This is a genomic window from Pseudomonas sp. Irchel s3a12, from assembly GCF_900187485.1.
GTDB lineage: Bacteria > Pseudomonadota > Gammaproteobacteria > Pseudomonadales > Pseudomonadaceae > Aquipseudomonas > Aquipseudomonas neuropathica.
In genome coordinates, this window is sequence record NZ_FYDN01000017.1 from 1 (window position 1) to 23,373 (window position 23,373).

Sequence of the window (23,373 nt, forward strand, 5' to 3'; positions counted from 1 at the left end):
CACCGGGCGGCAAGGGCTACAACGAATTCCGCATCGAAGACAAGAAAGGCGTCGAGCAGATCTACATCCACGCCCAACGCGATTGGGACGAGAACATCGAACACGATCAGAAGATTCGCGTCGGCAACGAACGGCACGACACCGTCGAAGCCAACACGCTGAGCGAATTCAAGGTTGAAGAACACCGCATCACCCATCTGGACCGCATCAGCGAAATGCGCGCCGACGAGCACCTGACCGTCGGCGTGACCCAGCACGTAAAAGTCGGCACCGCTCAATTCGTCGAAGCCGGCAGCGAAATCCACTACCACGCCGGCGACAAGGTCGTGATAGACGCCGGCATGGAACTCACCGCCAAGGCTGGCGGCAGTTTCGTCAAGGTCGACGCCGGCGGCGTGACCATCAGCGGCGCAGAAGTGAAGGTCAATACCGGCGGCGCGCCTGGCGTGGGCACCGGGATCGGGATTTTGGTGCCGTTGATTCCGGGGTTGGCAGCGGCAGACATCGCCGGAAGGCTGATGGAAAAAGCCAAGGCCAACCCGACGTGGCTTGAGTTGAATTTGCACTACGACAATCTGGAGCCAGTGCCGGGCGCGTCTTATCGCGTTGATTTTGCCGATGGCTCGACCCGTGAAGGCGTGCTGGACGATGACGGCTTCGCCCGGTTGGAAGACGTGCCGAAAGGACCGGCCAAAGTCTATTACGGCGAAGATCCACGGCCGTTCAGCCGCGAAAGTGTCGCGGTGGTGCAGAACTCGGACGAAAAAGTTAACGAAGATTTACGCAAGCTCGGCCTGGACCCGAACCAGGTTGATTTACAAGCATTAGTGGAGAAAGCCGCAGGGAGGCTGACATGAGCGAGGCAGTAGCTGAGAGCGCAAACGACGGCGGCGAAGACCGTAGCGCCGCCTATCAAGAAGCCGCCGTTGAGCTGGCAAAAGGCATCGCGCTAGGCGCAGTGCCATTCCTGGGGCAAGCCATCGATGCCTACGACACCATTGAATCCGCGATCGTCCTCTACAACGCAGAGTCGACCGATGGCAAGGAAGACGCACAGTTTGACCTGCTGATGGCCGTCATCGGCTGGATTCCAGGCCCCGGCGACGGCCTGAAAAAAAGCCTGCGCATCGTCAATAAAGACCCGCAGCGCTATGCCCCGGTACTGTTCGACCTGCTCCGTTTCGTCCTGCAAGAGTGCGGAATCAAAACCAGCCCCGAAGAACTGCTCAAGCAGATATTCAACGCTGGCAAGCTACGCGGCGAACTCGATGAAATCATCACCGGCGTCAAAGGCTCCTCGACGTTCCAGAGCCTGCCCAACTGGGCAAAAACCTCCGTCGTCACCGTCCTCGCCTCCTCCCGCGACAACATGCCGGCCATGGTCGGGATCGTTGAAAAGCGACTGGTGAAATGGAAAGGCATGCAGCGCAATAGCTCGGCAGCCGGCTCCGGCTCCAGCCACCCGAAAAGAGCAGAAAAACCCGCCAACAAAGACTCCTCGGTTGCAGCGAAAGGCACCGATGGCGCCAGTGGCACCCACTCCAACCAGGTCGAAGCCTCGAAAATGGGCCTTCAGGCCCCTTCCAGCATTTTGAACGAAGGTTTGGGAGTGAGTGGCGAACACATTGCGGACTACATCTGTGCAGTGGAGTTTGGCTGGGGCAAGGATTGGGACGGGCATGACAAGGGTGCTGATGGGAAGTGGCTTGAGGGTGAACCTAGTGCCAGTAAGTTGGGGAAACTTTCCGCAGGCGGAAGTCCTAAGGCTAGCCACGTACTGTACAAGCTAACGGATGGTGCGAACGGAACAGGCATCGATGCTGTGTGGCGCGCTAATCCGGCAAATAACGAAGGTAAGAAATTTGCCATCGTGGAAGCTAAGGCAAGCCGTGATGAAGATGCTCCAAAGTTTATGCGCAAGATAAACAACACTCGAAAACCAGGTGTTAGTTCAAAACTTGGAATTTCCGGGCTACCAGACCCGAGTGACTTGATCGAACCTATTGAAAGTGATCAAGCTAGTAGCCAGAGCAAGGCGCCTGTCAGGTCAGGCAAAGGTCAGCCAACTACTATTAAATCAAAGCAAGCAACAGCACCCAAGACAAAAGTTATATTAGTGCAGATGAGTAAGCAGTGGATCTTCAAGAACATCAGAAATGCAGTTCTTGGACCCGCACTAGCAGCTCAGGTAAGAAGTTCATACAGTCGTCATCTTTTCTATTCGCCTCTCTACCACCCGAGCCTTAGTCCTAAAGAACACGCAAGCGCCCGTCTGGGTAATAAAAATGACGAAACACACAAAAATCATAAAGCATTTCACTACAATGAAGACGAGGTTAAAGGTTTTGTAAACAAACGCAAAAAATCTTTAATCAAGAAGTATGGAAAGCTAGAATCGCTTACCATTGAGGTCTAAAACATGAATAAAAGACAAAAATTCTATAGCGAAAATCACTATAGAAATTTCTTAAAAGAATATGATGAAGTTATTGAGTTCTGCAAAACAAATACGTTTGAGTCAGACTCTCCCGAAGAGGAGGCTTCACTTCGAGCCGAGCAATTTCAAAGCCTTCTACTCGATAAAATTTTCGCGTGCTACACAGCGGGAGAGGAAATTGAAATCATCATTCCGCTACTTGAGGAGCTAATAGAGAAATACGAAATATGGCAAGAAAAATTATCGATTTTTGAACAAGCACCCAAAATTTCACCTCTCGCTATCGATGATTGGTCTTACCAGTATGAGGAGTGCGTACAGGTCATAGGTTTGTGTATACTCCTGCACCGTATCGATTTATTGAAGCGCTTCGTAGTCCTTATAGATGATGCCGGATATGCTGGTGATGACACCCTATACGAAGATTTATTAAGAAACGTGTTACCGAACAGACACGATGTCGATAGATGGTACCACGATGTATATACACCACTGATCCAGGCCATATACTCGGACACCAAAGAAAAATCCTCCAAATTCTTGAATGATTACTGCAAGCAGTGGTATCCCGCATTTAAACAAGCTCCCTGGTACGATACTCACCTACAGGGGGAAAAGGGAAGCTATGTAGGTTATTGGGCTATCGAGGCAGGAGCTATTGCCTACTTGTACGGCATAGATGACAGCAAAATAGACCATATGGTTTACCCAAAGGATTTAGTGGAGTACGCCCGAAATTATAGACCGGATAACGGATCCCAAGTTGCTCGTATAGATGCAGGGCAACCGTGTAACAAGACCGGATATTGGTTTACACCCGCTCAGGCCCAGTCAAGAACTCACTTCTTACAAGGTGACATAATGCCAAAAATTAGCGACTCGAAATGGGGCGATACGATTTGGTATTGGTCCGGCGAGGAATAATCTGCTTTCCCCTTCGCTCGGCGCTAGCCCTTGAACGCTGAGCGAAGCGTGCAAGAACGGGAAGCAATATACTTGACAAACTTTCACAACTACTCCGCCCACCCTCATGAAAGCCAAGTCAAACCACCTACAATTGAACTAAAAAGCGTTTTACCAAAAAAAGCCGTCACTATCATCTTCACCCTTGAGTAAAAACTCTGTTATGAACAGAAGACAACATTTTTTAAACGAGGCCAGATATTTCGACTTTCTCGACTACAGCGAAGAAACTAAAGAGTTCTGGGCAGACAATACATTCGAGTCAGACACTCCAGAGCAAGAAGCCTCATTAAGAGCTACGCACTTCAAAAACGTAGCCTTAAAGAAACTGTTCATCTCGTATACTGCCGGATTAGAAATAACCTCGTTAGTACCGCTTCTCGAAGAGCTCATTACACACTATGAGAACCGCCAGGAAAAACTATCTCTATCTGAAAATATAGTAGATATATCGCCTCTTGCCATTGACGACTGGCTAGATGAGTACGAAGAGTGTATTCAAGTAATTAGTTTATGCATACTGCTGCGCCGCACAGATCTACTAAAGCGATTCGTCGAACTCTTTGATAAAGCAGGCTACAATGGTCAAGATGCTTTGTATGAGGATCTTCTATGCAAAGTACTCCCCGAAAGAGAAGACATTGACGACTGGTACCACGAAGTTTATACGCCTCTTCTCCAGGCCATCTACGCAGATGAAAAAGATGAAGCATCTGATCTGTTGGCGGAATATTGCAAAGAATGGTACCCGGCATTTAAACAAGCGCCTTGGCACGACTCTCATCTGCAGGGTGACGAAGGAAGCTATGTTGGATACTGGGCGTTCGAGGCAGGTGCTGTCGCGTTTCTATACGGCATAGATGATCACAATATTGACCATATGGTTTATCCAAAAGACCTTGTCGAATACGCCCGAAATTATCAGCTACACTCAGAAAATGAATAACCTAAAGAATCTTTTAGAATATGCGCCGGATTTATCGTTCGAGTTACCGGACGGAACTTCGGTGGTGAGACTTGGCGTGATCGCTACGGTTTACTTTAAAGACGGTTACACAGCCGAAAAAAAGTTGAAAATCATCGAATGTTTTCGAAGATTCCATGATGAATTCGGAGCCAATCTTAAAGGTTTACTTCAGGACAGCTATAAAACACTAACGTCGACAACATTAGAAAAAGCCATCACCAAAATCCAGACATCATCTGGTAATGACCGTTGCGAGCTGCACCTGACCAGTGCCACTAGTACCAAAGAAGCCGCAAGCTATGGAATTTCCACGCTTAGTTCTCGAGAAATACACGAGGATAGCGAACGCTCGTATATAAAGTTGGTCTTCCCCTGGGAGTTCATTACCACAGACGAAGGGCGCGGCAATTACAAAGCATGGGTAACGTACCTTTGCAATCAGGTCGAAGCAGAGCATGGCTATGGCGGTTTATCGAGCATATTACCGTTCGACTACGACAGCTATATGCCCATAGAATTTGAACTTTCTCAAAAATATAGCGGATTGGACGTCGACTCCATGCCTCATAGTTTGGCATCGGAACTGGTCAACCATATAAAAGGAGTTAACTGGCAGTCAATTATTGGAAATTCATTCATCGAGAACCTAGGCGGAGAGTCCGTTCTGCGACAAAAATTAAGCGGAAGTGGGAACATCGATATTATCAACTATGATAACGGAGTAATTATTCAAGCAGGCGAGTATCCTGAGTTAGGCCCGATAGGTGAAGGCGGTCTCGACTCGTACATCGCGGTTAATCGCATTCTGAAATTAGTCCGAAATCCTGAACCCGATCAACTCCATCATTATTCTCCCTATGGAAACTGCTTCGAGGAGCAAAGTACCAACCTTTGGTACGAGCGTTTTGATCAAAATGAGAGCATCGCCCCCCCCGTCCCGTATCGAGTCAAATAAACCGTGCACAAAAGATGGTTACTGGTTCACTCCCGCTAAAGCAAATTCGAGAAAATTTTTCAAACAAGGCGAGTTAATGCCTAGCTTCAATGACTCCGACTGGGGCGATACACTCTGGTACTGGTCAGGCGAAGACTAAGCAGTGCTGCTACTCGCTCAGAGCTCACCGTCAGACTCTGAACAAGTATTTATAAAAAGACAAAATGAATAGAAGACTTAAAAACCCGTTTCGTCTGTTGATAAGTCGAATTCAGGGCATGCTAGCGCCAAGGCAAGCTATTACCATCCGATCTATAGGGCGAGAACAGTCGTGAACGACAAAATTAAAAACCTCGAGAATCGCGCCGAAGATTTGTCATTTAGGCTTTCAGACGGAACACCAGTAGTCAAACTCGGCGTGATCGCTACACTTTACTTCAAAGGTGGTTACACCACTGACGTTAAAATAGCTGTAATGGATTGTTTTCGGGCCTTTTACCAAGAATTCGGCACTCACTTAAAAGGCCAGATCAAAGACAAACACACCAAGCTTACATCGCAAAATTTTGAAAAGACTGTAGAAAAAATAATCCGTTCAGGCCCGCATGATCAATACGAATGGCAATTAACCAGCGCCGCAAGCATGTATCAAGCTGAAGACTACGGAATTTCAGCCATGAACAGCCGGGAATTGCACGGCGACCATGCTCGATCATATATAAAAATCGTACTTCCTTGGCAGTTTATAACCACCGAACTCGGATCATCTCGATACAATCACTGGATAGATTTCCTGAGTTCAAAAATCAATGCAGAACACGGGTATGGTGGCTTATCAACAATTCTTCCTTATGATTTCGATAGCTATTTGCCAATAGAGTTTGAACTCGCCCGACGTTACTTGGGGCTTGAGATTGACTCAATGCCACATAGTTTGACTATCCACCTTATTGACTCTATCAAAGGGGTGAATTGGCAAACTGTGTTAGGTGATCATTTTGTGCAGCAACTTGGTGGAGAGGATGCTCTACGTCAATCGTTTAAAGGTCGTGACGATGTTTATATAGAGCGATACAGTCGCGGCTTGATCATCCGCGCCGGAGATTATCCTCAGCTCGGTGCAATCGAGGACGGCGCGCCACCTTCTTACTTAGTCGTCAATGAAATAGTTAAATCACTCCGCATTCCTACACCTAGTCAGTTGCATACCTACTCTCCACACGGTAACTGCTTCGAAAAAGAAAGCTCCGCGCAATGGTATGCTCGATTTGACCGAGAATACACTATCGCTAATCCAACTTGTGTCGAATCTGGAAAACTGTGCCCTCAAGAAGGCATCCAGTTTGAAGAATAGAGGCACCGGATCTTTCAGGAAGAGAAACTATATGAATACACGGCAGAAGTTCTTGAGCGAGGCACGCTATTCTAATTTTTTTAGAAACAAGGAAAAGACAAATTTATTCTTCGAAGAAAATACTTTTCAGGCGGACTCAGAGAACCAAGAAAACTCTCTGAGAGCTCGTCACTTCCAAAAATTGATACTCAAAGAAATACTTATCCGCTATACAGCCGGAAATGAAATAGACACTCTAATCCCACTGATGGAAAGTCTTGTCGACGGCTACGAAATACTTCAAGAAAAACTGGCTATCCATGAAGGCATTCCGAACATAACACCGTTAACCATTGATGATTGGTTAGATCAGTACGAAGAGTGCGTTCAAGTATTTAGTTTATGCATACTTCTCCATCGCACCGATTTACTAAAACGCTTTGTTGCACTTACTGATCCTGCAGGGTACGCCGGCGACGACACGCTATATGAGGACCTTCTTTGCAAGCTTTTACCGGATCGATACGATGTTGACCGTTGGTACCACGACGTCTACACCCCCCTCGTCCTAGCCATCTACGAAGAAGATAAAGACGAAGCCTCAAATCTATTAAAAAGATACTGCGAAAGTTGGTATCCGGCATTCAAGCAAGCTCCATGGCACGATTCGCACTTACAGGGCGAAGATGGTAATTACGTAGGGTACTGGGCTATAGAAGCAGGAGCTATCGCATTTTTATATGGGATAGATGACAGCAAAATGGATCACATGGTTTATCCAAAGGACTTAGTCGAATACGCCAGAAATGTGGCCATTCGATTGGAGCAAAATACTCATGAACATAAGACAGACACTCTTTAGCGCCGCACGCTATGAAAATTTCCTCAGGGAATATGACGAGCTTCTAAATTTGTTCTCAACAAACAAATTCAAATCAGACTCCGCATTAGAAGAAGCATCTCAGCGCGCAAGATATTTCCAGACGCTTGCTTTGGAAAAGTTATTTGCCACCTATACAGCAGGCGAGCGTATAGAAAAACTTATTCCTATACTTGAAGAGCTGATAGAGAAATATGAAATTCGCCAAAAGACTTTGGCCGAGCATTTAGGCGTGCCGAACATTTCTCCTCTGGCAATCGATGATTGGCCCAATCAGTACGAAGAAGCCGTTCAAGTCATCAGTCTTTGCATACTTTTACATCGGACTGACCTGCTCCTACGCTTTGTCAAACTCATTGACGACGCAGGATATGCAGGTGAAGACACCCTTTATGAGGCTTTGCTAAACACATTTATTCCACATCGGCGCGACATAGATGAGTGGTATCACGACGTCTATACACTACTTATCCAAGCAATCTACAGCGACACGAAAGGCGAACCGCCTAAACTTATTAAAAAATACTGCCAGCAATGGTATCGAGCCTTCAAGCAAGCCCCTTGGCACGATTCCCATCTTCAAGGAGAGGAAGGAACCTACGTAGGGTATTGGGCATTTGAAGCAGGCGCTGTTGCCTTTCTGTATGGCATTGACGACAGCAAAATCGATCACATGGTCTACCCCAAGGATCTGGTCGAATACGCTCGCAGCCAGCAACCACAATGAGCTTTTCGAATCCCGCAGCCCCTCAGCCTGCCCTCTTTCGACGGCAGGCTTTTTTGAGTGGTGAACTCAAGCAGGCGCTTTCCAGTTCAACATCTGCTGCTGCGCCACCTGCAGCAAATCATTGCCATCCTGCGTCAGCAGGTAAAGCGCATGGGTAATGTGTGGAATGTCTTGCACGTCGGCGTGCTTGAAGCACAGGCAATGCAGGGTTTCGAGCAGGTCGGCGGCGGCGCGGATGCGCTGGACGGCGGCTTCGAGGATGTCTTTCGGGTTGGCTTGGGTGTCGATGAGCAGTGTCGGGGTTTCGGTGACGTTGCTGCTGAGGGGGAGATAGCGGTTTTGTAGCAGTTTGATTATTGGCATATTGATTACTCGATTGTTTCAAAAGTAACCGCCGACACCGTGACCAAACGGTGGGAGGCGGACCGTGTACAGGCTTGGTCAACCGAGAACAATCAACTCAGCTCGCCCGAAGGCGTCCTGCACACGGCCGCCACAGCTATGCACTTCACGGTCAAAGAACTCCGCGGTGCAAATGATGGCACATATGCAATCGATTATTCCCGGGTGACCAAACCCGAACCACTGATTTTGCAGCGGCAACCGACAATAACCGCCCCGCTCCAGCCGCCGAAAGCAGACAAGGCACCAGCCTTTGTAGGAATTCGCCAAACCTTCCTGAGAAAACCGCCGCACTCCCTGACAGCCGGCGTTCAGCTCGGTTAACCATCTCTTAACGCCGTGGTCAAAAACTCTACTGAACCGCACGCCCTCAGCCATTCTGGCTGTTGCCCAGTGCGGCAGGTTCGGGTGCATCACGCCGAACGCTAGAACCGCCACTCGGGAGTCCTTTCATGAACATTCGTCCTTTATTGCTCACTGCCGCCCTCGCCTGCGCCGCGTTTGCCGGGCTGGCCCAGGCCAATGACACCTCTTCCACTTCCAAAGCCGTGCCGTATGAGTACGGCATGCCGCTGCATGTGGCCAAAGTGGTGTCGTTGACCGAGCCGCCAACGCAACTGTGCAAAGTGGTCACGGCCGATATGAAGTACATCGACAATGCCGGTAAGCCTGAAGAAATCAGCTACCGGAAATTGTCTGACGCGTGCAACTTCCAGAACTGACAGAAACGTCTGATTTGCGGGTTTGCGGTAGGCGTGGGGAGTTTCGGCGGTTATGCTCGGAGCCCTCCTCACTGCCGCAAGGATTCGCCATGCAGTTGTCGTTTCGCTCGTTGTCGGGCTTCACGTGTTCGTTGTGTTTTTTGCTGGCGTTGGCTTGGGGCGTTTTCCCGGAGAGGCTGCTGGCGATCTGGAGCATCGAGTATTCCGACGCTGCCGGGTTTGTCGCGCGGCGCAGTGCGGTGCTGTTTGCGGCGTTGGGGGTGATGTTTTATCTGGTGCGCAACGCGCCGCCGTCGCTGGGGCGCAATGCGCTGAGCAACGGGTTTATCGTCGGTTGTTTTGGTTTGGCGGTGCTGGGTTTTGCGGAATGGCTGAACGGCCATGCCGGCCCCGGGATTTTGCTCGCGGTGCTGGTCGAGTTCGCGCTGGGCCTTGGTTTTGTGCAGGCCCGGCGCGTGACGGTCGAACTGGGTGAAACGGTGCGTTAAACGACTCTGGAGCGTGGGCTGTAGTGATGTTGCACAGTTTGCTGGTTCAGATCCGAGCGCAGCCCGGCGATCAGTTCGTTGATTTCACGACAGCCATTGAGGTGGCTGGCGTCGATGCCACTGACCAACAGATCGACTTGATCGGTCTGGTGATCGCCGAAAACCTTGACGGTCATCGACAAGTCCGGCGACAGCGTGCACTGGCAGCGTTTCGGCAGAAAACTGCTTTCAATGATATTGCGTAGTTCCAAGGCAGACAGAAACATGGCGAAACCCTCTCCTTACTGTGAGATGCCAATCAAGTATTCACGCTGACCGTTGCTGCCCCTGCACGGGTGTGTCCCCGCTGTTTCCCTGGTGCGACAAGCGGTGGTACTGCGAAATGCCCATTGGAGTGTAGGCGCCCAAGGCCGGTGCGCCGCACTGAAAAGACGCATAAAGCGTGCCTTTCATCGGTTCATTTTCACCCTCATGAAATCAAGCACTTGGCGGCGGTGCCAGTATTTGGCTACTTGCAAATTGCAAGAATGGCCTCGGCGGGTACTGCAATTTGCAACTCGACGCTGGTTTGCAATCACGGCCCATGACGGTAAGAATGCCCGTTATCCACCCTACACCCGCACGGAGGCTTCCATGGGTTCTTTACGCGTTTACGCGACCACCGGGCTGTTCATCGCCAGCCTGTCCACCCTCGCCCACGCCGCCAAGCTTGAAGACGTCGCGCCGTACCCGAAGGCTGAAGCCGGGTTCACCCGCCAGGTTATTCATTTGCCCAAGCAAGAGCAGGAAGAAAACTTCCAGGTGGAAATCCTCGCCGGCAAAACCCTTGAAGTGGACTGCAATCGCCAGCGTTTGGGCGGTGTTCTCGATGAGAAGAATCTTGAAGGCTGGGGTTATCCGTTCTATCGACTGGAAAAGGTCATCGGCCCGATGAGCACGATGATGGCCTGCCCGCCCGGCAGCCAGAAGAAACGCGCCTTCGTGCCGGTCGTTGGTGACGGTTTCATGCTGCGGTACAACAGCAAGTTGCCGGTCGTGGTGTATGCGCCGTCGGACGTCGAAGTGCGTTATCGCATCTGGTCGGCGTCGGAAAAAGTCGGTACAGCCCTGCAGGAATAATCCGAACAAGGAGTGCGTTGCTTGATTACCTGCCACGTCCGATATGTCATTGATCCGTACCAATTGCCCGAGTTCGAGGCCTACGCCAAGGCCTGGCTTGGCATCGTCGAGCGCTTGGGCGGCACGCATCACGGCTACTTTTTGCCGTCCGAGGGCGCGAGCAACATCGCTTATTGCCTGTTCAGCTTTCCGTCACTGGCGGATTACGAAAGCTATCGGCACATCGCGATGACTGACCCGGAAAGCACCGCACTGGTCGCCAGTCTGGTCGAGAAAAAGTTCATCTTCAGCTACGAGCGCAGCTTCCTGCGCCCGTTGCTGCCGTAAGCCGCTTCACGCCGAGACGCTGCAGACTGCGGCGCGCTCGGCGACATGGCGCAGGCTGTCGAAGTTGATATTCGCGCCCGAGTCGATCGCCACGAATGTCTGCTCGCGCACCCCGGTCCGCGCGACGTATTGCTTGATCCCCGCCACGGCCAGCGCGCCGGAAGGTTCGGTGATCGAGCGGGTATCGTCGTAGATATTCTTGATCGCTGCGCAGAGGTCGTCGTTGCTGACGGTGATCACCTCGTCGACGCAAAAGCGGCAGACCTCAAACCCGAACGCGCCGATCTGCGCTACCGCCACGCCATCGGCGAACGTCCCCACAGTGGGCAGCACGACGCGTTGATCAGCTTCGAGCGCAGCCTTCAGGCACGCTGAATGTTCCGATTCAACGCCGATGATCCGCACTTCCGGGCGCAGGTATTTGACGTAGGCCGCGATGCCGGCGATCAGACCGCCACCACCTACCGGGATAAAAATCGCATCCAGCGAACCTTGATGCTGGCGGAGGATTTCCATCGCCACGGTGCCCTGCCCGGCGATCACCTCCGGGTCATCGAACGGTGACACGAAGGTGCGTCCGCTCTGTTCTGCCAGTTGCAGCGCATGCGCCAGGGCGAACGGGAAACTCTCGCCATGCAGCAGCGCTTCAGCGCCACGACTGCGCACACCGAGCACTTTCAGTTCCGGCGTTGTCGCTGGCATGACGATGGTCGCCGCGATCCCCAGTTCGCGCGCGGCCAACGCCACGCCTTGCGCGTGATTGCCGGCCGATGCGGTGATTACCCCGCGCGCCTTCTGTTCATCACTCAATTGCACCAGTTTGTTGTAGGCGCCACGGATCTTGAAGGAGAACGTCGGTTGCAGGTCTTCACGCTTGAGCAGAATCCGGTTGCCCAGCGCCTCCGACAGCGCCGGCGCCGCTTGCAAAGGCGTGCGCACCGCGATGTCGTACACCGGCGCGGCGAGGATCTTTTTCACGTAGTGCTCAAGCAGGGTTTGCTGATCGTATGTGTAACTCATGAACATCTCCTTGGCAGAATTTCACACGGTCCCTGTAGGAGCTGCCGAAGGCTGCGATCTTTTGACTTTGGTTTTTCTAAATCAAAAACAAGATCAAAAGATCGTCCGATCGCGGCCCGAGCCTTCGGCAGCTCCTACATGAGCCACACTTCAAAAACCCCGGAGACAGAAAGTAAAAACCCGCCTCTAGGGCGGGTTGGGTGCTGCAGTCGTGAGCTAGCCCGCCAAATGAGGAATGGCGGTAATAATCATTGGCTGGCAGCGCGATACAGTCGAAGTCATGGGCTGGAAATTAGCCTGTGCGCTATTGCCGAGTCAATGGCCAATTTTGCGCGGCAGCGTTAGTCTGGCGACTCTCTCATCACACCACGGAAGGAATGCATGATGTCGATCGCCCTGCCCCTCGCGGCTTTGCTCGCGTTTAGCGGTTACACCGTTTCGGTGATGCTCCAGGCTGAACAGTCGTTGATCGACTTTGGCATCAGCCTGATGTCGCGGCCCGATACCGCGCAGGTGGTGATTGATCTGTATCTGCTGGCCACGCTGGCGGGCGTGTGGATGGTCAAGGATGCCCGGTCGCGTGGGCAGTCGATTTGGTCGGTGCTGCCTTATTTGTTGTTGACGGCGGTTTTCGTATCGATCGGGCCGTTGTTGTATCTGGTGGTGCGTGGGGTTCGCGAACGGCGCAAGGCGGTGGCAAAGTGCAGCCAGATACTATGAACACCTGAAAACCCTGTAGGAGTGAGCCTGCTCGCGATAGCGGAGTGTCAGCCAAAAATGAGGTAACTGACACTCCGCTATCGCGAGCAGGCTCACTCCTACACTGGAATGTCGTGGCATTCAGCCCTTTTTTACGGCGACGAACGCCGCCGTTTCATACGGCACCGTCACCACATCCCTGCCACGCAGTTCCGGCTCTGTGGCGATTAACGCATGAATCTGCTCATCGACCTTCGCCCGCTGCGCCTCCGGCAGCGCGGCGATGAAACTGGTCGAGCGCACTCGATTGAAGATCACGTCTTCCGGCGAGCCCGTATGACCATGGTGAAACCGCTCGACCTGCAGAGGCGCGAACGCCGGGTGCGGAAACGCTGTGCGCCAGACGCCGGTGTAATAGCGTGGCGTGTCACCCTCCAGCGCGTTGACGATGGCGTCCAGTTTCGGCACCCAACTGACCTGGGTGTCGCGCAAATTCCAGATCAACCCCAACTTGCCACCGGGCTTGAGCACCCGGGCGATATCCGTCAGCGCCTCGGCACTGGCGAACCAGTGAAACGCTTGCGCGCAAATCACCACATCCACGGAAGCGTCGGGCAACGGCAAGTCAGTCGCCGTGCCGCTCACGGCTAGCACGTCAGGCCAGGCGTCCGAGAGCTTTTCCAGCATTTGCGCCACCGGCTCAACCGCGATCACTTGCGCACCGGTCGCCACCAGAAGTCCGGTGAACTTGCCAGTACCGGCGCCCAGATCGATTACAGTCTTGTGCCCATCCAGGCCCAGAGTCGCGGCCAACCACCCACTGACCTGCGGCGGATAGTCCGGCCGACCTTTCACATAGGTGTCGGCAGCCGTTTTGTAGCCGGCAGCGGCTGAGTGATGGACGTGGTCGGTCATGGCAACGCTCCTTACGGCAAAACATCGGATCGACGGCAGACGCTGACGAGCATAGCGCTTGAATTTACGCTGAACTTGAACAGTCACTGATAAAGCAATGAATAAAAATTCACCCTGTAGTGTTCAAAGTGAAACATAACTTTCTGTGGAGCCTTGCCCATGACTATCCGTTCCGTTATGTTCGCCGCCCCGTTGTTACTGGTCGCGGCGATGTCCAGCCAATTAGCCCTGGCCAATGGCGATGAAGACGCGCCGGTGCAGAAGCCGGAATGCCCGAAAGGCCAGGTCTGGGACAGCAAAACGCAGAAGTGCGTACTGCAAACCAGCAGCCTGCTGCCGGACGCTGACCGTACCGATTACGCCTATCGCCTCGCCAAGGCCGGTCGCTACGATGAAGCCCTGGCACTGCTCGATACGCTCAAGCAACCGCACACCGCCAAGGCCCTCAACTATCGCGGTTACGCCACGCGCAAGCTAGGGCGCACTGACGAGGGCATCGGTTATTACCTGCAATCGGTGAAACTCGATCCGCAGTACGCGCAAGTGCGCGAATACCTCGGCGAGGCCTATGTGATCAAAGGCCGCGTTGACCTGGCGCAGGAGCAGTTGCGGCAGATCCAATCGATTTGCGGCACGTCCTGCGAGGAATACCAGGACCTGGCCGAAGCCATCAACGACTCATCGAAAACCTGAACACTTATAAGGGCCGCCATCATCGTCAACGATCAGGCATTCAGAGCAGAACTCGGACAGCATCTGGCGCGATTGTGGCGCTACGGTTTGTTGCTGTCGCGCAATCGGCATTTGGCCGAGGATCTGGTGCAGGCCACGTGTGTGCGAGCGCTGGAGCGCGCCGGTCAATACCTCGACGGTACGCGCATGGATCGCTGGTTGCTGAGCATTCTGCATTCGATCTGGCTCAATGAAGTACGCGCTCGTCGCGTGCGTCAGGGGACGGGGCAGGTCGATGCCGATGGTCAACTGGCGTTCGATGGTGAGTACGCCGCACAAACGCATGTGATGGCCGCGCAAGTAATTCGCCGCGTCGACGCGCTGCCGGAAACCCAGCGCGAAACAGTGTATTTGGCCTATGTCGAAGGCTTGTCCTACCGCGAAGTCGCTGAAATCCTGCAAGTGCCGATCGGCACGGTCATGAGCCGTCTGGCCACCGCCCGCCTCAAACTCGCTGAATACCCACCGCTGCAGACCGTGCCGAAATCCACCGAAGGAGACCGATCATGAACCCACCTTCGGATGAGCAACTGGTCGCCTACCTCGACGGCGAACTCGACGGCGACTATCGCCATCAACTCGACAACGCCATTGCCGAAGACTCACTGCTGAGTCTGCGCGTGCAATGGCTCAGCCGCAGCAACCTGCCGTACAAGAAAGCCTATGACGAGCTGGCGCAACAGGCCCCGCTGGAGCGTCTGCAAGCGCGGCTGGACGCCATTCCAGCGCCGCAGCCTCCGGGCTTCAATCGCCGCTGGTTTATCGGTGGCGCCGCCGCTGCGCTGTTGGCCGGTGGCGTGTTGGCCGACCGGTTATTCCTCGGCTGGCACGCCGCGCAATCGAACAACTGGCGGGCATTGGTGGGCGATTACATGGCGCTGTATGTGCCGCAAACGCTCGATCACCTGCCCACCGACGAAGCCTCCCAACGCGTGCAACTGCGCACCGTCGATGCGCGCCTGGGCCTGAACCTTGCGCCAGCCACTTTGAAGCTGCCTGATGCCGAATTCAAACGGGCGCAGATGCTGGAGTACGACGGCGTACCGATTGCGCAGATCGTTTATCTGGATGCGAAACATGGGCCATTGGCGCTGTGTGTGACCCGCTCGAACAGCGGCAGTCAGCCGTTGGCCCATGAGCGTCGGCGTGAGATGAACGTGGTGTATTGGACTGAACGTGAACACGCCTGGATGCTGATCGGACACGACGCCCCGATAGCGCTGGAAGACAAGGCAAAACTGTTAAAAAGCCGCTTAATCACCAGCTAGTTCCTGCACTATGCTCAGCGCGTATTTTTTCCGAGGATGCCTCCACGATGCCAGATTCATCCCGTTCTGCCTTACTGGTGATCGACGTTCAAAACGACTTCACCCCCGGCGGTCGATTAGCGGTCCCCGAAGGAGACCTGATTGTACCGCTGATCAACCGGCTCGCCCGCCAGTTCACCCAGGTTGTCGTCGCACAGGACTGGCATCCGACCGGTCACGCCTCATTCGCGTCCAGTCATCCCGGGCACCAGCCCTACGATGTCATCCAGTTGCCTTATGGCGAGCAGACGCTCTGGCCCGACCATTGTGTGCAATCGACACCGGGGGCCGAGTTTCACCGGGAACTTGACCTGCCTCACGCCCAACTGATCATTCGCAAGGGCTGCAATCCGGATATCGACAGCTATTCGGCCTTTCTGGAGGCCGATCGTCATACCACCACGGGGCTGTCCGGCTACCTGAAAGAGCGCGGGATCGATACGGTCTACATGGTGGGGCTGGCGCTGGATTTCTGCGTGATGTTTTCGGCGCTGGATGCACGGGCGGCGGGGTTCAATACTTATGTGGTGCTGGATGCGTGCCGGGCGATCGATCTGAATGGATCACTGGCGGCAGCGATTGAGCGGATGCAAAGTGCCGGGGTCGGGTTGATTCAATCCACAGAGCTGGTCTGAACAACGCAATTCCCTGTAGGAGCGAGCCTGCTCGCGAAGGCGGTATGTCAGCCAAGTATGCGTTGACTGACCCGACGCCTTCGCGAGCAGGCTCGCTTCCACAGGTACATTTTCAGCGTCACGCAGCTCAGGCGTTATTGGGCAACCACAGCCGGAAACGTGCCCCGCCCAACGGTGAAGACTCAACGGTCAGTGTGCCGCCCTGTGCTTCCAGCGCGCGACGGCTGATCGCCAGACCAAGACCAAACCCACCCGTAGCCCGATCCCGACTGCGATCAAGTCGATAGAACGGCTCGAAAATCCGCTCTCGCTCATCATCGGGAATACCGATGCCGTCATCATCGACCCAGATCTCACAGCCCTCGGCATTGACCTGCACGCCAATCTGAATGCGTTTTTCGCAATAGCGCATGGCATTGCGCAGCAGGTTCTGGATCGCCCGCGCGGTCAGGCGTGGATCGAGCGAGAAGCGTTCGAGCTGACCGTGCAGCAACACATCGATGACGATCTCCGGCGACTCCAGCTCTTCATCGACACTGCCCAGAATGCTGTCGATGAACTCATCCAGCGACACCTCGACCTGCTCCGGCAGTTGCGCCGGGTTCTGCAAACGGCTGTAAGAGAGCAATTCCAGTACCAACTCATCCAGCTCACGAATGTGCGCGACCAGGCCCAACAAGCGCTCGCGGCTGGCGCTCGGCAAGTCATCGGACAGGGCGAGAGCCAGGCCGAAATCCAGACGAGTCAGTGGCGTACGCAGTTCATGGGACACGGCGTTGAGCAGGTCACGCTGCTGATTGAGCAGGTTTTCGATATCGCCCGCCATGGTGTCGAAAACATTGGCGAGGCTGCCGATGTTGGAGCTCGGAGCGATTTTTGTGCGCTCGCTCAAGTGACCTTTACCGAAGCGTTCGGCAGTGCCTTTGAGGCGTTCCAGATCACGCCAATGCGGGCGCAGCCACATCAACAGGCAGGCGAGCAGACTCGCGCCGATCAGGACGTTGATGCTCCAGTACAACAGATTGACGTCCAGCGGATCCGGCGGCACGACCATTTGCACGGCGGTGGTGTCGTCCAGCGGCGTCACCGCCAACGTGCGCCAGCCCCAGTCGCCAATGCGTACGACGTTTTCACCACGGCGCAGGCGTTGCTGCTCGAGAGCGGTGAACCCGGCATCGTCGATCCGCGCGAGGGCGATGTGCAGCGGCTGGAAATCCTTGTCCATCGACGCCGCCAGCGCCGGCCACTGCTCGTGCGGCACGGCGTGAAACTGACGGGTAATCAACGATTGCAGACCGCGCGAATAATCGAGGTTGTAAGTGACGAAGCGATCCCGGAACGCCATGACCACCAGATCCGGCACCAGATAGATCGCCGCGCTGTAGGAGACGATCGTCACCAGATACAGGCGAAACAGGATGCGAAACATCAGCTCAGCATTCCCACTCTGAGCGGCTGAACAGATAGCCCTTGCCCCACACGGTCTTGATCTTGCGCGCCTCGCCCGCATGGTCGTCGAACTTGCGGCGCAGCTTGGAAATCGCCACGTCCACCGAGCGATCGGTGCCGTTGAATTCAATCCCGCGCAGGCGTTGCAGGATCTGATCGCGGCTCAACACTTCGCCGGCATGGCGAGCCAGCACCACGAGCAAGTTGTATTCGCCGCTGGACAGCTCGACCGGCTGATCGCGCCACGTCACGGTGCGCTCGGACAGGTCGATGCACAGATTGCCCATGAGAATGCGGTCATTGGCGGTCAGCGGTTCGCCGAGGCTGCTGCGGCGCAACAAGGTGCGCACCCGTGCCAACAACACGCGCGGCTCGCAGGGTTTGGTGACGTAATCGTCGGCGCCCATTTCCAGGCCCAGCACTTGATCGTGACTGTCATCGCGAGCCGTCAGCATCAGGATCGGCAACGTCGCCGAATCGGCGCGCAATAAACGGCAGACTTGCAGGCCATCAAGGCCGGGCAGCATCAGGTCGAGGATCACCAGATCCGGCGGATTGACTCGCGCCCGCTCGCGCACATGGTCACCACGGCCGATCACGCTGACGGAATATCCGTTGCGCTCCAGGTAGCTGGAAATCAGTTCGGCGAGGGCGGTGTCGTCTTCGACCAGGAGGATGTTGGGCATGGGGTGATCCAGAAAGTGCTGTGGCGACTGATAAGGCCCATTCGCGAGCAGGCTCGCTCCCACACTTGGAATGCGATCCCCTGTGGGAGCGAGCCTGCTCGCGAAAGCTATCTATCTGTCGCAATAAATTTCAAGACCTGAAGGATATACGCCCTCGCCCATCCCTGAGCAAAACCCTTACACAATTTCACACAGCGCCTACAAAGCTTCACCGCTAATCTCGGCGTCTGCCCGTAGGATGCGGACATCAATATTGGGGGTTGTACATGTCGAAGAAACTGCTGGCCGGACTCGGCCTGATCGCGATGGCGCTGACACTGAGCGCCTGTGATTCATCCTCGAAAGCCGAGGATCAGGCATCACCGGCCACGGTGCGCATCGAGACGCTCGAAGCGCATCCCCTGACGATCAGCAGCGAACTCAGCGGCCGCATCGCCGCGCCACGCATCGCCGAAGTGCGCGCACGGGTGGCCGGTGTGGTCTTGCAACGCACCTTCCGCGAAGGCAGCGACGTGAAAAAAGGCGATGTGCTGTTCCGCATTGACCCGGCGCCGTTCAAGGCTGACCTCGACAGCGCCGAAGCTGCGCTGCGCAAGGCAGAAGCCAATGCCTTTCAAGCGAAACTGCAAGAGCAACGCTACGCCCAGTTGATCGATGACAAAGCCATCAGCGCTCAGGACTACGACAACGCCCGCGCCAATGCCCGGCAAACCGCTGCTGACGTTGCGGCCAACAAGGCTGCCGTCGAACGGGCGAAACTGAATCTGGGTTATGCCACCGTCACCGCGCCGATTTCCGGTCGCGTCGGCCGTGCGCTGGTCACCGAAGGCGCACTGGTCGGGCAGAACGAAACCACACCGTTGGCACTGATTCAGCAGCTCAACCCGATTCACGCCGACCTCACCCAGTCGACCCGTGAACTCAACGAGTTGCGCCGCGCGTTCCGTTCCGGGCAACTGCAGGAAGTCGGCCAGGATCAGGTCAAAGCCACGCTGATTCAGGATGACGGCAGCCTGTATCCGCTGCCAGGCAAATTGCTCTTCAGCGACATCACTGTCGACCCGGGCACGGGTCAGATCATCCTGCGCAGCGAATTCCCAAATCCGGATCTCGACTTGCTGCCGGGCAGTTTCATCCGCGTGCGTCTGGAACAGGCCACCATCCAGAACGGCATTACCGTGCCGCAGCGTGCCGTGCAGCGTGACAGCGCCGGCATTGCTCAGGTGCTGACCGTCGATGAGCAGATGCGCGTCGCTGAGCAACCGGTGCAACTGGGCGCGGTGCAGAACAATCGCTGGATCGTCACCGGCGGCCTCAAGCCCGGCGACCGCATCGTCATCGAAGGCCTGCAACACGCCCGCCCCGGCGAAACCGTGCAGATCGACAACACCCCTCTTCCACTTGCCCAGACCTCTGGTCAGTAAGCAGGACGCTTTTCTATGCCGCAGTTCTTTATCGACCGCCCGGTGTTTGCCTGGGTCGTCGCGCTGTTCATCCTGTTGGCCGGTGCGCTGGCCATCCCACAGTTGCCGGTGGCGCAATACCCCGACGTCGCCCCGCCGCAGATCGAAATCTACGCCGTGTATCCCGGCGCCTCGGCGCAGACCGTCGATGAAAGCGTGGTCAGCCTTATCGAGGAAGAGCTCAACGGCGCCGATCACTTGCTGTATTTCGAATCGCAAAGCAGCCTCGGCAGCGCGACGATCAAAGCCACGTTCCAGCCGGGCACCAACCCGGAGCTGGCGCAAGTCGACGTGCAAAACCGCCTCAAAGTGGTCGAGTCGCGCCTGCCGCAAGCGGTGACTCAGCAGGGTTTGCAGGTTGAAAAAGTCTCGTCCGGTTTTCTCTTGCTGATCACCCTGACCTCCAGCGATGGCAAGCTCGATGACGTGGCGCTCAGCGATTATCTGGCGCGTAACGTGATGAACGAGATCAAGCGTCTGGAGGGCGTCGGCAAGGCGCAGTTGTATGGCGCCGAACGGGCCATGCGCATCTGGATCGATCCGCAGAAGCTGATCGCGTTCAACCTGACACCGGCTGACGTCAATGAAGCCATCGTCGCGCAGAACGCTCAGGTGTCCGCCGGCAGCATCGGCGATCTGCCCAATCCATCCAGTCAGGAAATCACCGCGACCATTCTGGTGAAAGGTCAGTTGTCGACGCCGCAAGAGTTCGCCGACATCGTGCTCAAGGCCAATCGCGACGGCTCCACCGTGCGCATCGGTGACGTCGCGCGGGTCGAGATCGGCAGCCAGGAATACCAGTTCGGTACGCGTCTCAACGGCAAACCGTCGACCGCTGTCGGCGTGCAGTTGTCGCCGGGCGCCAACGCGCTGAACACCGCGACCCTGGTGCGGGCGAAGATGGATGAGCTGTCGCGCTACTTCCCGGCGGGCGTGGAATACAAGATTCCGTACGACACTTCGCCGTTCGTCAAAGTCTCGATCACCAAAGTGATTTACACCTTGGGCGAAGCGATGCTGCTGGTGTTTGCGGTGATGTTCCTGTTCCTGCAGAACGTGCGCTACACGTTGATCCCGACGCTAGTGGTGCCGGTGGCGCTGATGGGCACGTTCGCGACCATGCTCGCGCTGGGCTTCTCGATCAACGTGCTGACCATGTTCGGCATGGTCTTGGCCATCGGTATTCTGGTGGACGACGCCATCGTCGTGGTGGAGAACGTCGAGCGGATCATGGCCACCGAGGGCCTGTCGCCCAAGGAAGCCACACGCAAAGCCATGACGCAGATTACCGGCGCGATCATCGGCATCACGCTGGTGCTGGTCGCGGTGTTCATTCCGATGGCGTTCATGCAAGGCTCGGTCGGGGTGATTTACCAGCAGTTCTCGCTGTCGATGGCGACATCGATTCTGTTCTCGGCGTTCCTCGCCCTGACCCTCACGCCGGCACTGTGCGCGACGCTGCTCAAGCCGATTGCCAAGGGCGAACACCACGAAAAATCCGGCTTCTTCGGCTGGTTCAACCGCCGCTTCGAGCACCTGACTGATCGCTATCAGGGCTGGGTCGGCTATGCGCTGAAACGCAGCGGCCGTTACCTGCTGATCTACGCTGTGCTGCTGGTTGGACTGGGCCTGTGCTTCGCGCGTCTGCCCTCCTCGTTCCTGCCGGTGGAAGATCAGGGCTACACCATCACGGATATTCAACTGCCGCCCGGCGCTACCAAGAACCGCACGGTGGCCGTGGCTGAACAGCTTGAGGCACATAACGCCAGCGAGCCGGGGATCAGTGACACCGTGGTGATTCTCGGTTTCAGTTTCTCCGGGAGCGGCCAGAACGCAGCCTTGGCGTTCTCGACGCTGAAGGACTGGTCGCAGCGCAGCAGTGATGATGCCGCCAGCTCGATTGCCGATCGCGCCAATATCGCACTGACTGAAATCAAGGACGCCATGGCGTTCTCGGTGCTGCCACCGCCCGTGGATGGCCTCGGCACATCGAGCGGTTTCGAGTTCCGCTTGCAGGATCGCGGCGGCCTCGGCCATGCGACCTTGATGCAAGCGCGCACCGAACTGCTCGCAGCCGCCGAGAAAAGCCCGGTACTGATGAACGTGCGTGAAAGCGCGCTGGCCGAAGCGCCGCAGGTGCAGTTGGTGGTCGACCGCAAGCAGGCCAATGCCCTGGGCGTATCGTTCGCCGATATCGGCAATGTGCTGTCCACTGCCGTCGGCTCCAGCTACATCAACGATTTCCCCAATCAGGGGCGCATGCAGCGTGTTGTCGTGCAAGCCGAAGGCGATCAACGCAGCCAGGTGGCCGATCTGCTGAAAATGCATGTACGTAACAACACCGGGCACATGGTGCCGCTGTCTGCGTTCGTGCAGGCCAACTGGATTCAAGGCCCGGCACAGTTGACCCGTTACAACGGCTATCCGGCGATTGCGATTTCCGGCGAGCCGTCGCCGGGGCACAGCACGGGTGAGGCCATGGCGGAGATTGAACGTCTGGTGGCGCAGGGGCCGAAAGGTCTGGGCCAGGAATGGACAGGGCTGTCGTTGCAGGAACGCTTGTCCGGCAACCAGGCGCCGATCCTGCTTGGGCTGTCGTTGCTGGTGGTGTTCCTGTGTCTGGCGGCGCTGTACGAGAGCTGGTCGATTCCGACCTCGGTGTTGCTGGTAGTGCCGCTGGGCGTGCTCGGCGCGGTGCTGGCGGTGACATTGCGCGGCATGCCCAATGATGTGTTCTTCAAGGTTGGCCTGATCACCATCATCGGTCTGTCGGCGAAGAACGCGATCCTGATCATCGAGTTTGCCAAGAGCCTGTATGACGAAGGTCACGACCTGATCGATGCGACGTTGCAGGCCGCGCGTTTGCGTCTGCGACCGATCGTGATGACTTCGCTGGCATTCATTCTCGGCGTGGTGCCACTGGCCATTGCCACCGGCGCCAGCTCGGCGAGTCAGCAGGCGATCGGCACCGGCGTGATTGGCGGGATGATCACCGCGACGCTGGCGGTCATCTTCGTCCCGGTGTTCTTCGTCGTGGTCATGAAGCTCGTACAACGATTCACCAAACCCCACTGATACCAATTGTGGGAGCGAGCCTGCTCGCGAAAGCGTCCGGTCTGCCAACATCTATGTTGAATCTACCGACGCCTTCGCGAGCAGGCTCGCTCC

At 55.5% G+C, this 23,373-nt stretch carries 24 protein-coding genes and 2 pseudogenes; 19 read left to right on the forward strand and 7 right to left on the reverse strand.

Features of this window, described 5'->3' with window-relative positions; all coding sequences use genetic code 11:
* From CKW14_RS24970 to CKW14_RS25005, 8 genes and pseudogenes are all read left to right on the forward strand, one after another.
* Nucleotides 1-857 (forward strand): annotated as a pseudogene (locus CKW14_RS24970) (type VI secretion system tip protein VgrG); the annotation flags it as partial.
* Nucleotides 854-2,416, forward strand: a complete 1,563-nt coding sequence (locus tag CKW14_RS24975; protein WP_095126318.1) for a hypothetical protein — start codon at nucleotides 854-856, stop codon at nucleotides 2,414-2,416. The pseudogene CKW14_RS24970 and the gene CKW14_RS24975, both read left to right, overlap by 4 nt.
* 3 nt (nucleotides 2,417-2,419) lie before the next feature.
* Nucleotides 2,420-3,361, forward strand: coding sequence for a PoNe immunity protein domain-containing protein (locus CKW14_RS24980; protein ID WP_095126319.1), 942 nt, complete (start codon nucleotides 2,420-2,422; stop codon nucleotides 3,359-3,361).
* A gap of 202 nt (nucleotides 3,362-3,563) precedes the next feature.
* On the forward strand, nucleotides 3,564-4,346 hold the full coding sequence (locus CKW14_RS24985; RefSeq protein WP_095126320.1) for a PoNe immunity protein domain-containing protein: 783 nt from the start codon (nucleotides 3,564-3,566) through the stop codon (nucleotides 4,344-4,346).
* A complete protein-coding gene (locus tag CKW14_RS24990) occupies nucleotides 4,339-5,322 on the forward strand; it encodes a type VI immunity family protein (RefSeq protein WP_371857762.1) in 984 nt (327 codons plus the stop codon). The genes CKW14_RS24985 and CKW14_RS24990 overlap by 8 nt, the downstream gene beginning before the upstream one ends.
* A gap of 310 nt (nucleotides 5,323-5,632) precedes the next feature.
* Complete coding sequence (locus CKW14_RS24995; RefSeq protein WP_095126321.1) at nucleotides 5,633-6,655, forward strand: type VI immunity family protein; 1,023 nt, start codon at nucleotides 5,633-5,635, stop codon at nucleotides 6,653-6,655.
* Nucleotides 6,656-6,686: 31 nt separating this feature from the next.
* A complete protein-coding gene (locus CKW14_RS25000) occupies nucleotides 6,687-7,496 on the forward strand; it encodes a PoNe immunity protein domain-containing protein (RefSeq protein WP_095126322.1) in 810 nt (269 codons plus the stop codon).
* Nucleotides 7,471-8,241 carry a PoNe immunity protein domain-containing protein gene (locus CKW14_RS25005; protein ID WP_095126323.1) on the forward strand — a complete coding sequence of 257 codons (771 nt, stop codon included), beginning with the start codon at nucleotides 7,471-7,473 and terminating at the stop codon, nucleotides 8,239-8,241. The genes CKW14_RS25000 and CKW14_RS25005 overlap by 26 nt, the downstream gene beginning before the upstream one ends.
* Before the next feature lie 66 nt (nucleotides 8,242-8,307).
* On the opposite strand, the gene CKW14_RS25010 is transcribed toward CKW14_RS25005, so the two are convergent.
* Both CKW14_RS25010 and CKW14_RS25015 read right to left on the reverse strand, forming a co-directional pair.
* Nucleotides 8,308-8,604 (reverse strand): hypothetical protein, encoded by a 297-nt coding sequence (locus CKW14_RS25010; RefSeq protein ID WP_038368500.1) that lies wholly within the window; start codon nucleotides 8,602-8,604, stop codon nucleotides 8,308-8,310.
* A gap of 78 nt (nucleotides 8,605-8,682) precedes the next feature.
* Nucleotides 8,683-9,081, reverse strand: a complete 399-nt coding sequence (locus CKW14_RS25015; protein WP_095126324.1) for a hypothetical protein — start codon at nucleotides 9,079-9,081, stop codon at nucleotides 8,683-8,685.
* Nucleotides 9,082-9,095: 14 nt separating this feature from the next.
* Between CKW14_RS25015 and CKW14_RS25020 the strand changes: the two genes are divergently transcribed.
* Together CKW14_RS25020 and CKW14_RS25025 are read left to right on the forward strand one after the other, a co-directional pair.
* The gene (locus CKW14_RS25020; RefSeq protein WP_095126325.1) at nucleotides 9,096-9,365 is read left to right on the forward strand and encodes a DUF2790 domain-containing protein; all 270 of its coding nucleotides are present in this window, start codon (nucleotides 9,096-9,098) and stop codon (nucleotides 9,363-9,365) included.
* Nucleotides 9,366-9,454: 89 nt separating this feature from the next.
* On the forward strand, nucleotides 9,455-9,853 hold the full coding sequence (locus CKW14_RS25025; RefSeq protein WP_095126326.1) for a hypothetical protein: 399 nt from the start codon (nucleotides 9,455-9,457) through the stop codon (nucleotides 9,851-9,853).
* On the opposite strand, the gene CKW14_RS25030 is transcribed toward CKW14_RS25025, so the two are convergent.
* A complete protein-coding gene (locus tag CKW14_RS25030; RefSeq protein ID WP_007912157.1) occupies nucleotides 9,850-10,119 on the reverse strand; it encodes a DUF1652 domain-containing protein in 270 nt (89 codons plus the stop codon). The two genes, CKW14_RS25025 and CKW14_RS25030, sit on opposite strands and share 4 nt — an antisense overlap.
* A gap of 367 nt (nucleotides 10,120-10,486) precedes the next feature.
* On the opposite strand from CKW14_RS25030, the gene eco reads away from it, so the two are divergent.
* The gene (gene eco, locus CKW14_RS25035; protein ID WP_095050876.1) at nucleotides 10,487-10,972 is read left to right on the forward strand and encodes a serine protease inhibitor ecotin; all 486 of its coding nucleotides are present in this window, start codon (nucleotides 10,487-10,489) and stop codon (nucleotides 10,970-10,972) included.
* 21 nt (nucleotides 10,973-10,993) lie between these two features.
* The gene (locus CKW14_RS25040; protein WP_095126327.1) at nucleotides 10,994-11,299 is read left to right on the forward strand and encodes an NIPSNAP family protein; all 306 of its coding nucleotides are present in this window, start codon (nucleotides 10,994-10,996) and stop codon (nucleotides 11,297-11,299) included.
* Nucleotides 11,300-11,329: 30 nt separating this feature from the next.
* Here CKW14_RS25040 and ilvA read toward each other — a convergent pair.
* Nucleotides 11,330-12,325, reverse strand: a pseudogene (gene ilvA, locus CKW14_RS25045) (threonine ammonia-lyase, biosynthetic); the annotation flags it as partial.
* 375 nt (nucleotides 12,326-12,700) lie between these two features.
* Here ilvA and CKW14_RS25050 point away from each other — a divergent pair.
* Entirely contained in the window at nucleotides 12,701-13,039 is a 339-nt protein-coding gene (locus tag CKW14_RS25050) for a DUF2834 domain-containing protein (RefSeq protein WP_095050878.1), read from the forward strand.
* 120 nt (nucleotides 13,040-13,159) lie between these two features.
* Here CKW14_RS25050 and CKW14_RS25055 read toward each other — a convergent pair whose 3' ends face one another.
* A complete protein-coding gene (locus CKW14_RS25055) occupies nucleotides 13,160-13,933 on the reverse strand; it encodes a class I SAM-dependent methyltransferase (RefSeq protein ID WP_095126329.1) in 774 nt (257 codons plus the stop codon).
* Nucleotides 13,934-14,092: 159 nt separating this feature from the next.
* Here CKW14_RS25055 and CKW14_RS25060 point away from each other — a divergent pair, with 159 nt between their 5' ends.
* From CKW14_RS25060 to pncA, 4 genes are all read left to right on the forward strand, one after another.
* A complete protein-coding gene (locus CKW14_RS25060) occupies nucleotides 14,093-14,626 on the forward strand; it encodes a tetratricopeptide repeat protein (RefSeq protein WP_095126330.1) in 534 nt (177 codons plus the stop codon).
* 63 nt (nucleotides 14,627-14,689) lie between these two features.
* A complete protein-coding gene (locus CKW14_RS25065) occupies nucleotides 14,690-15,175 on the forward strand; it encodes an RNA polymerase sigma factor (RefSeq protein WP_371857763.1) in 486 nt (161 codons plus the stop codon).
* Complete coding sequence (locus tag CKW14_RS25070; RefSeq protein ID WP_095126331.1) at nucleotides 15,172-15,933, forward strand: transcriptional regulator; 762 nt, start codon at nucleotides 15,172-15,174, stop codon at nucleotides 15,931-15,933. The genes CKW14_RS25065 and CKW14_RS25070 overlap by 4 nt, the downstream gene beginning before the upstream one ends.
* Before the next feature lie 47 nt (nucleotides 15,934-15,980).
* Nucleotides 15,981-16,607, forward strand: a complete 627-nt coding sequence (gene pncA / locus CKW14_RS25075) for a bifunctional nicotinamidase/pyrazinamidase (RefSeq protein ID WP_095126332.1) — start codon at nucleotides 15,981-15,983, stop codon at nucleotides 16,605-16,607.
* Nucleotides 16,608-16,734: 127 nt separating this feature from the next.
* Here the strand turns inward: pncA and CKW14_RS25080 are convergent, their stop codons facing one another.
* The gene (locus tag CKW14_RS25080) at nucleotides 16,735-18,036 is read right to left on the reverse strand and encodes an ATP-binding protein (protein ID WP_095126333.1); all 1,302 of its coding nucleotides are present in this window, start codon (nucleotides 18,034-18,036) and stop codon (nucleotides 16,735-16,737) included.
* A gap of 4 nt (nucleotides 18,037-18,040) precedes the next feature.
* Complete coding sequence (locus tag CKW14_RS25085; protein ID WP_007912171.1) at nucleotides 18,041-18,742, reverse strand: response regulator transcription factor; 702 nt, start codon at nucleotides 18,740-18,742, stop codon at nucleotides 18,041-18,043.
* 266 nt (nucleotides 18,743-19,008) lie between these two features.
* Between CKW14_RS25085 and CKW14_RS25090 the strand changes: the two genes are divergently transcribed.
* Together CKW14_RS25090 and CKW14_RS25095 are read left to right on the forward strand one after the other, a co-directional pair.
* A complete protein-coding gene (locus tag CKW14_RS25090) occupies nucleotides 19,009-20,166 on the forward strand; it encodes an efflux RND transporter periplasmic adaptor subunit (RefSeq protein ID WP_095050885.1) in 1,158 nt (385 codons plus the stop codon).
* 15 nt (nucleotides 20,167-20,181) lie between these two features.
* Complete coding sequence (locus tag CKW14_RS25095; RefSeq protein WP_095126334.1) at nucleotides 20,182-23,280, forward strand: efflux RND transporter permease subunit; 3,099 nt, start codon at nucleotides 20,182-20,184, stop codon at nucleotides 23,278-23,280.
* The last annotated feature ends 93 nt before the right edge of the window (nucleotides 23,281-23,373 follow it).